Origin of the sequence: Bradyrhizobium sp. sGM-13 (assembly GCF_018398875.1) — a bacterium.
Classification (GTDB): Bacteria; Pseudomonadota; Alphaproteobacteria; order Rhizobiales; family Xanthobacteraceae; genus Bradyrhizobium.
The window spans coordinates 1-9,456 of the sequence record NZ_JAGWDK010000082.1 but is presented as its reverse complement, the minus strand read 5'-3'; the positions used below and the strand labels follow the sequence as shown (position 1 = coordinate 9,456).

At 61.0% G+C, this 9,456-nt stretch carries 5 protein-coding genes and 2 pseudogenes; 3 read left to right on the top strand and 4 right to left on the bottom strand.

Translation table 11 applies throughout. The features are described from left to right. Positions 1-1,791: 1,791 nt before the first annotated feature. Positions 1,792-1,971, top strand: a complete 180-nt coding sequence (locus tag KJQ96_RS37350; RefSeq protein ID WP_213256177.1) for a hypothetical protein — start codon at positions 1,792-1,794, stop codon at positions 1,969-1,971. A 681-nt stretch (positions 1,972-2,652) separates the two neighbouring features. Here KJQ96_RS37350 and KJQ96_RS37345 read toward each other — a convergent pair. The 3 genes and pseudogenes from KJQ96_RS37345 to KJQ96_RS41885 form a co-directional block, all read right to left on the bottom strand. Continuing rightward, positions 2,653-3,522, bottom strand: a complete 870-nt coding sequence (locus KJQ96_RS37345; protein ID WP_213291045.1) for a host specificity protein — start codon at positions 3,520-3,522, stop codon at positions 2,653-2,655. A 136-nt stretch (positions 3,523-3,658) separates the two neighbouring features. Then, positions 3,659-4,126, bottom strand: a pseudogene (locus tag KJQ96_RS37340) (helix-turn-helix domain-containing protein); the annotation flags it as partial. Between the two features lie 89 nt (positions 4,127-4,215). Continuing rightward, on the bottom strand, positions 4,216-4,545 hold the full coding sequence (locus KJQ96_RS41885) for a Fic family protein (RefSeq protein ID WP_249727351.1): 330 nt from the start codon (positions 4,543-4,545) through the stop codon (positions 4,216-4,218). Positions 4,546-5,201: 656 nt separating this feature from the next. Here KJQ96_RS41885 and KJQ96_RS37330 point away from each other — a divergent pair. Beyond that, complete coding sequence (locus KJQ96_RS37330; RefSeq protein WP_375293261.1) at positions 5,202-6,590, top strand: M16 family metallopeptidase; 1,389 nt, start codon at positions 5,202-5,204, stop codon at positions 6,588-6,590. Beyond that, positions 6,587-7,948, top strand: coding sequence for a M16 family metallopeptidase (locus tag KJQ96_RS37325; protein WP_375293260.1), 1,362 nt, complete (start codon positions 6,587-6,589; stop codon positions 7,946-7,948). Before KJQ96_RS37330 ends, KJQ96_RS37325 begins: the two co-directional genes overlap by 4 nt. A 556-nt stretch (positions 7,949-8,504) precedes the next feature. Here KJQ96_RS37325 and KJQ96_RS37320 read toward each other — a convergent pair. Continuing rightward, a pseudogene (locus KJQ96_RS37320) lies at positions 8,505-9,456 on the bottom strand (IS630 family transposase); the annotation flags it as partial.

Here is a 9,456-nt window from a genome sequence, read left to right as displayed (position 1 = left end):
TGATCACCCCGGAGACTACGCCACACTCAATTCCTACCAACCCCGCGACGGCACCTTTCTACTCGATCGTATCTCCTGAGGCTGCGGGTCGAGTTTGTGTGCGCCACCCAACCACTTCTTGGTGCGGTCCGACATGCTTCTCATTTTTGGCTCGAAAGCGATCTGGTTCACCTTCCACAATAGACGTTGCGATTTGCACACACCGAGCCCGCCGCCTCAGATGAAGCAAAAGCAGTACGCCGCCAAAAAGGCTCGTCATTATTATAACGGCCGTCATCACAAGGCACGCCACACAGCACAATGCGGCTATATCCAAGGCCGATCGCAACCAGAACGGCACCCAATCCAGACGTGCCGTGTCCTCCGTAGGGCCAGACATGCTCGCTATAACCCGCTGCTCTTCTCGATGCGTGATAAGGCTCATCGTTCACCGCCTATTGACGGATCGGCACCCTAAGGATGCGAGCTGACGCCAAGCTGACGAGTTTCCCCACGGCAACGATATCGTCTGGCGGGAGTCCCAGCCCTTGTTGATCAGCCGAAGGGATCTGAAAACTCCCCGAACAAACATCAACAAGCATCTTAGATGTATTGAAGGGAGTTGTTCGTCTATCGCAGTTGTCGTTCCTACCGGAATAGATGCGGCGGCGCCCCTGTTGGGGCCCTCAAATCGTTGTAGATACGGGTCTCATGATAGCCCCCCAATCTGTGCAAGCAACATTGCCGTTTCAGATGGATCAAGCCCGACGACGCCTACGAAGCTAGCCGGTGGCATTGGAATGTCCCGACGAGTCGGCTTCCAGAGATGCAGGCAATACCGGCTGTTATTCACGTATTGCGAATGAGGAGGATGCAGCTGCATCACGCACTCCTCTTCATCCCAAAACAGGTCTTTGACGAAGGACATCTCTTCCCAGTTCGGACAACGTCGCGGCGTAGAGACGGAGACATGCTCCCAACCTGGGCGAACAAGTCCGATTATCCTGAGCTTGCAGCCACAAGGCCCCTGGACAAAAAAGAGGCCGCAAGGACCTGACTCCGGCGCGCTGGCGAATTGGCCATATCGTACGCGGCCAGCCTCGAGCTTTTCTAGAACTTGTGCTCTCACGTCACCTCCTTTGCCTCGCTTGATTTCGAACAAACTGCTGAGCAAACCGTAGTGTAGATCATCTCTCTTCTTCCGCTTCCAATGCCGGCAAGCACATGCAACCGGGCGCTCGCTTCTCCTTGAACCGGTAAAGAACCTCCATCGAGAGGCCGGTACAAACTTTCGCCATCTCCTTCACCTTTACTGAGAAGAACGCGTACGTTTCCTCACGGATATGGTCACAATGGTGCTTTTCAGCTTGCGAGTTTGGTTCAGAGCACCAGATTTTCCTTTTTCACCTCACCACATCAACGCACCGCCGGAAACAGCTGCTCTTCCAGTTCAGTCACGGCCGGCCGACGGAATGAGCTCCCTTGAATGCCGGGATCATAAGGCGACCGTTTCCAAGCTTGATCCCGCCGTCGAAGGCGCAGCGGTGCCCGTCGAACCTGGTGAACGGTCTCGGCAAGTGGCCGGACGAGCCAGGCTTCCCCCAAGCCTCAGTCGCAATCGCTCGTGATGTTCTTCGAGCCGACGAGCTCGCTGCTTACACTTACCAAGCGCTAAACAGCTGGTGAAGTGATCCAGCGAGCGGCCGCGCCAACGCACAGTCGGGTCGGCTGTAACATGTAACGGCAATTGACGGCCAACCCTTGCGCTTCCGCAGGATGCTCACCTCAGACCCTTTATCGACGAACAGACCAATGTTCAAATTGCCCTTTGATACAGTTCTAAATGCCACTCGTGATGAGATCGCAGTGCGCATCATTGAAACGCTGCGCAAGCTTGGTTTGGCGCTGCGCTCACTCGCGCCGTCTTCCAACATACTCAAGGACTGCTGCAACGATACTGAATTGGGAGCGATCGAAGCAGCGCTTGACTGAGGATAAGCGGTCCACTGAACAAGAATGTGCAGGCAGAGCATCGCGAAATGGCGTCCGAGCGAGCACTAAGATCAGCAATTGAGGGCAAGACATTTCGCTATCCGTGAATGACGTCTGGATGAGGCGCGGAAAGCGGAGCTGCGAGCAGCTGAGCCCCTCCTCGGCTCGACAACCAAGTGTCCAGACAATTGGCGGTATTGATCCACGAACAGCGCGATCTGGTTTGCATCACGCGCGGGTGTTTTTCATCGATCTAGACCCAGACTGGTTTCATCGCTTGCTCCTCCCCTAGCGCGCCGGATTAATGTCGTTGAAGCCGCAGATCGCAGTCGGCAGCGACATTCGGCTTGGCCGTTGGTGGTCATGAGGAGGCACACCTCAATTGATCGTCCGGCGAAGCGCCCTGCAAGAGTCGCGCAACATCGATGGTGGAGCGTTCAAATCCCAGAGAGTTGCCAATGAGGCAAAAAGTAGCTCAGAGCGGCTGACTAGGGCTTCCAAGGAAGCTGCTCTGCCGCCAAATTCGAGAACCGCCGCCGCTTCGAATTTATTCCGCTCGCGCGCCGCATCGAGAGCACACCCGCGCGTGGCGGGCGCTCCCGTTGCAGCGCCCCTTCCCGGTGCATGCCGCTACGAGAAATCGGCCACTTTCAGGCCAAGCCGCACCCGGCGCGACTTCTGCTAGCCAGTCCCCGGGCCTAAATTGAGCCGGTCGAAGTACCAAGAAGGATCGTCCCCCGACGAATCCGTTTCGATGTATTCTTCGCCCGAATATTTCTCGACACTTCCTTCGTTTTCGTCATCACTACTCTCAACTTTGGAGAGATATAGCCGAGGCTTGTCCACCCGCTGCCAGTTTCCCTCCTCGTTCAGCGTCCACTTGTCGGGATGCTGCCTAGGGTCAAGCACATATTCATTGTCATCTTCATTGTCCCCCACGTGAACAAAACCCATCTGCTCTAGACGGGGCTTCACCTCATCCGTGGCAGGACGCGACATGACCAACGCCCGCTTGCCGTCAAGCCGAAGTTGATGTTCCAGCAGAACATCGCCTGCGTTCTCGACGAGCGGATGAGTAACCCGGAGACCGACAACGGACGAGACGTGTTTTCGCCCAGGAAAGTGCCGCTCCCACGCCTCCCCTCCCATGCGACGTCGACCTTCGGTCTTTAGAAGCCCGACACTCTTGTCACCCAATTGATAGCTGAAATATCGCGCATGGTCCGAATCCTCTACGGTGGATCCGGCTCTGGCGACCATCGCTGTGCGCTCAGCCTTTTCGGAAACGAAATCCGAGTATTCTTGCGGATTATCGGCTATGTGCTTGATGTCCTTACCGTAAAAATTTCTCAGTTCTTCCCTGAATGACTCCCTGTCAATCTCATCGATGGGAGGTTCGGAAATGAGGGAGTACGGCCGTGTCGCCCCCGAGGACGAACCAGGCGCCGTAAGCGTTTCCGTAAACCTACGGCCATCTGCTGATAGCTCCGATTCATCGGCCTGGCTCGCGCTTGGAACTTGGCTGGAAGAACCAGTGATTCTGTTATACATGCAGTTCGCTCTCCCTATCGCAACGTACTGGCCTACTCGAAGACCTGTGGACAATGATAGGCGCCCGAGCTGACAATAAGCTGACGCACAGAGGGGGCGCATCACCCTAGCCCCAATTGCGCACCATCGTTCGCGCGACATGGGGAATGCACCACATGTCCCTGCGCCATGGCTTGAGGTCGTTCTCGGCCAGCCGGCGACGCACGGTCTCGCCCGACAGGCTGTCGTGATCGGTGAGCTTGACCAACGTGTCGGCCAGCAGCGTCAGCGTCCAGCGTTTGCGGCCGGTGGGCGGCTTGGCGCATGCGGTCGCGACCAGCAGGGCCTCTTCCTTGCCCGTCAGCTTGCGTTCCGCGCCCGGACGCGGCTCCTCGCTCAAGGCCCGCTCCAGATTGCCTTCCACGAAGCGGCGCTTGGTCCGGCCGACGGTGGAGAGGCTGACACTCACGGTCCGGGCAATCTCCTCGTCGCGGCGGCCCCGATCGGCCGCCAGCAAAATCTGCGCCCGCTTGAGCTTGCGGGCGGCGTGTTTGCCGCCGCCGAGCATCGCCGTCAGTTCATCGCGCTCGGCTTGGCTCAATTCGACCCGATAACGTACATTCATGCTTTGCCTCCTTGGCGGAGGCCGGGACGAATCCAACGATGATTCCAGCGGGATTGAAATCCTCGTCGTGCCGGAACATGGTGCATCAGCTATCGGTGAATGCGGCCATTGCCGTCCTCAAAGCGGTGGATAAAGACGAAACCGAAGGCCAGCACGGCGGCGGCGACGACTGGATCAAGTTCATTTTCCGCCGCATGATCGAATGCGATTGGTCCGCGGACCAGGGAGGCGATATCTTCGTGGCGCGCGCTGATATGATCCGGGATCGGTCTTTGCGTCTCGCGATCGTGGTCGCCGACAAAACCAGCTTCGGTACGGAAGCCGAGCTTCACGAAGCGCTCATCGCCGATCGCGATGCGCTGCACGCGTAGAACCTCTGCCTCATCGAGCGGTCCCCGTCCCGCCTTCCCGATGACCATTCCCCATCGCTGGATACGGTCCTGCGGTGGTCTCTCGCCTTCTATTGACGTAGCTCGACTTTGAGTCTTTGAGGAGAAGAACGGCAGCGGTTCGCGAGCAGATCTTTTGGAATCTGGCTCACTACGGCGCGGGCGCGTTCCTTGATATCCAGCGCAACAGACCCACCAGTACTGGCGTCTTGAAAACGAGCGGGCAGAAGTCCGGTGTACCCGGCAGATTGTTGCGGACACGATGCCGTGCCGAATTCTGCCCGGAACTGGCGTACTGGAGCTCGGTGTCAACGGAGATTCAAGTCGGCGCCCCAACAGCCATTCATGGAGAAACCAGATGCGACGTGTGTAGAGTTCTTGAAGGAGACGCCCTCTCGGGCGTGACTATCCGAAAGGTACCGCGTTTACCGTGAGGAAACTTCGGCAGGTAAAAGGTTTGCCACGAGAGGCGCTGGCGCACCGCGCGGAGACGATCGAACCTAACGTCAATCAGCGATACGTATGGTTTTACAATCTCATCCTCGCGGCCGGGCCTCACATGAGCAAAGCTTAATGCGGGGCGGCGCGTCTCTCTCCGTTTCGTGATGACTGGCACGGACAGTGCCGTGTAGGGTGCCCGTGCTTTCGCGCCCCGACCGCATGTTCGGGCTTCCATAAGGATCATGATGCCCTCACACCGAGCGACCGCCCTTTTCGTTGCCGCACTTGTTTGCACGACCTCGCTGTCAAGCAGCGGCCTCCGCGCCCAGACGACGGTTACCTCCGAACGCCCCGCCAGCTTCACGCTCGACAACGGCCTGCAGGTTGTGGTGATCCCCGATCACCGCACGCCTGTCGTGACGCAGATGATCTGGTACAAGCTCGGCTCCGCCGACGAGACGCCGGGCAAATCCGGGCTCGCGCATTTCCTCGAACATCTGATGTTCAAGGGCACCGCCAAGCACCCGGCCGGCGAGTTCTCGCAGACCGTGCGGCGGGTCGGCGGCAACGAGAACGCCTTCACCTCGGTCGACTACACTGGCTACTACCAGCGCGTGCCCCGCGAGCAGCTCGGCTCCATGATGGAGTTCGAGGCCGACCGCATGATCGGCCTCATCCTCAAGGACGAGAACGTGCTGCCCGAGCGTGACGTCGTGCTGGAAGAATACAACATGCGCGTCGCCAACGAGCCGGACGAGCGGCTGACCGAGCAGATCATGGCCGCGCTCTACCTCAACCATCCCTACGGCCGCCCGGTGATCGGCTGGCACCAGGAGATCGAAAAGCTCGACTGCGAGGATGCGCTCGCGTTCTACAAGCGCTTCTACGCCCCGAACAACGCAATCCTGGTCATCGCCGGCGACGTCGACGTCAAGGACATCCGCCCGCTGGTGGAGAAGAACTTCGGTCCGATCCCGGCGCAGCACGCGATCCCCGAGAAGCGCATCCGGCCGCAGGAGCCGATGCCGGCGGCGCCGCGCACCGTGACGCTGTCGGATCCGCGCGTCGAGCAGCCCGGCCTGCGCCGCTATTATCTGGTGCCGGCGGCCGCAACGGCGGCAACGGGCGAAAGCCCCGCGCTCGATGTGCTCGCGCAATTGATGGGCGGCGGCGCCAACTCCTATCTCTACCGCGCGCTGGTGATCGACAGGGGTCTCGCGATCAGCGCCGGCGCTGGCTACGATGGCAGGGCGCTCGACCCGTCGCAATTCTCGATCTCGGTGACCCCCAAGCAAGGCGTCGAGTTCGCGCCGATCGAGGAGGCGATCGACAAGGTGATCGCCGACCTCGCGCAGAATACCGCGCGCGCCGAGGACCTCGAGCGGGTCAAGACCCAGCTCATTGCCGAAGCGATCTACGCCCAGGACAATCAGGCGACCCTGGCGCGCTGGTATGGCGGTGCCCTGACCACCGGTCTCAGCATCGACGATATCAGGAGCTGGCCGGACCGCATCCGCGCCGTCACCGCCGAGCAGGTGCGCGACGCCGCGGCCAAATGGCTCGACAAGAAGCGATCGGTGACCGGCTATCTGATCAAGGATACTGCGCCGAAACATAAGGAGAAGCGCTCGTGACCTATTCCCTCACCCGCCGCGCGGCACTGATCGGCGGCGCCTGCGCCGCGATGCTGACGCTGTCATCCGCGCCCTCGCAGGCTGCAGCCAAGATCCAGCGACTGGTGTCGCCTGGCGGCATCGAGGCGTGGTTCGTGCAGGACGCGACCGTGCCCCTGATCGCGATGAAATATGCCTTCAGCGGCGGCGCGAGCCAGGATCCGGCCGGCAAGCCCGGCGTCGGCAATCTGGTCGCCGACCTGCTTGAGGAAGGCTCAGGCGATCTCGATTCCAAGACCTACCATGAGCGGCTCGACCGCCGGGCCATCAAGTTGAGCTTCTCCGCGACGCGCGATCACTTCCGCGGCTCGCTTCGCATGCTCAAGGACAACAAGGACGAAGCGTACGAACTGTTGCGGATGGCGCTGACCTCCGCGCGGTTCGAGCCGGCCGATGTCGAACGCATCCGCGCCCAGGTGATCTCCACCCTGCGCCGTGAATCGACCAATCCGTCCTCGCTGGCCGACCGAAAGGTCCTCGAAGTCGCGTTTGGCGATCATCCCTATGGCAGGCCGGCCACCGGCACGCTGGACAGCGTACCGAAGATCGAGATCGCCGACCTGAAGGACTATGCGCGCCGGATCCTCGCCAAGGATACGCTGCGCATCGTCGTGGTCGGCGACGTCGATCCCGATACGCTCGGCAAGCTGCTCGACAAGACCTTCGGCGCCCTGCCGGCCAAGGCTGAACTGACGCCGATCCCCGACGTCGTGGCGGCCAAGCCGCCGCAGCGCGCCTTCATCCCGCTCGACGTGCCGCAGACCGCCGTCACCTTCGGCGGACCCGGCATCAACAGGCACGACCCGGATTTCATGGCGGCCGATGTGGTGAACCACATTCTCGGCGGCGGCCCGTCGTCGCGGCTCTTCAAGGAAGTGCGCGAGAAGCGCGGGCTGGCCTATTCGATCCATGAAGCGCTGCTCTGGATGGATCACTCCGCGCTGTTCATCGGCGAGACCGGCGCCCGCGCCGATCGCGCCGGCGAGACCGTCGATGCGGTCGAGAAGGAAATCTGCCGCATCGCCGAGGAGGGCCCGACACAGCAGGAGCTCGACGAGGCGAAGTCCTATCTCAAGGGCTCGCAGATGCTGGCGCTCGACACCTCCTCCAAGCTGGCGCAGGAGATGCTGCAGTATCAGCTCGACAAGCTGCCGATCGACTATATCGAGAAGCGCAACGCCATCGTCGACGCGGTGACGCTTGATGACACCAGGCGGGTCGCGAAGAAGCTCTGGGGCGACGGCCTGCTCACCGTAATCGTCGGCCGCGCCCCGCAGGTGGCCGCCCAGCCGGCAGCGGCGACCCCGAAGTCGAACTGACGCTTTCTAGGCGCACCTCCGTTGCGGCTTATCCCTGTCCCTACCCCCTCCCCCGCGAGGGGCCGCAAGGGGGACCTGAACGGGGCGCTCACCTCACAGCGCGTTGCAGATGACTCCGAAGTCATTGGGATCAGTAAGGGGCGCATTGGCGGACGGACTCCCTACGGGCTCCCTCCCCCTTCGCTGACGGGATCCCCGAAAGTGATTGATCGAGAGGGAGGAGCCTCGCAGCTCCGCCCACCGGGTCACCGGAGGCGGTCGCCCGCCCCCGGTTCTCACAGAACGTGGCGTGCGGATTTCCCGCACCGCGCTCTTCGGCAGTTGGTTCACAGCTTTCACTGCTATCTGTTCAAGTTTCGTTTCCCCATGTGGCCGGCTTTCCCGTCCTCGGAGTGTCGGGTCGGGGGAGTCGCCCATTGAAGGGCTTGCCTCCGCCCGCCGCTCAAACGGCTCGTGCAGTTTTCCCGCAAGCCGCTTTCATGAATGGGCTTTCGTGATCTGAAGTGAAGGGATCAGTGAGACAAGGCAAGGCAAGGCAAGGCCAACTAGTGGTTCATCACAGTGATTTTGACTCTTTGGCGGTGGTTGGATATGCGCGGCCGAGTTTGGCGCGGGCTTTGTCGGTTGTGAACATCCATTTGATGCGGTCTCGTGCTTTGTTTCGCTGCCGTTGCCATGCTGCGATCTCTTTTCGGAGCCGTTTGGGATCGTCGATGCGGCGGCCGAGACACTGGCGCTGCAGCACGCTGATCTCGCACTCGATTCATGTTGAGCCAACTGGCGTGCTTCGGGGTGAAGTGGAATTCGAGGCGACGCAGGATGCGACGGGCCTCGGCGGGCGCAAATGCTTGATACAGCGCCCCAGGCTTATGGATCGACAGATTGTCCTGCACGACACGGATACAGGCGGCATCGGGATAATGGACATCGACGAGTTCACGCATGCAGTGGGCGTAGTCCACGGCCGCGCGGCGGTCTGTTATCTTGACGTTGCGCCAGCCGCGATGCGGATCGAAGGTGACGAAGAGATTGACGGTGCCGTTGCGGCGGTACTCATAATCGTAGCACTCGCGCTGTCCGGGCTTGGCCGGGATCGGCTGACGCACCTCGCCGATGAGCTGGACGGGGGTCTCGTCGAAGCAGACCAGCGGCCGCTCGGAATCCGGCGCCTCGGAATAGAGATCGAGCACGTCCTCCATGCGGGCGACGTATTCGCCGTCGACATGGGGAATGCACCACCACATGTCCCTGCGCCATGGCTGAGGTCGTTCTCGGCCAGCCGGCGACGCACGGTCTCGCCCGACAGGCTGTCGTGATCGGTGAGCTTGACCATCGTGTCGGCCAGCAGCGTCAGCGTCCAGCGTTTGCGGCCGGCGGGCGGCTTGGCGCATGCGGTCGCGACCAGCAGGGTCTCTTCCTTGCCCGTCAGCTTGCGTTCCGCGCCCGGACGCGGCTCCTCGCTCAAGGCCCGCTCCAGATTGCTTTCCACGAAGCGGCGCTTGGTCCGG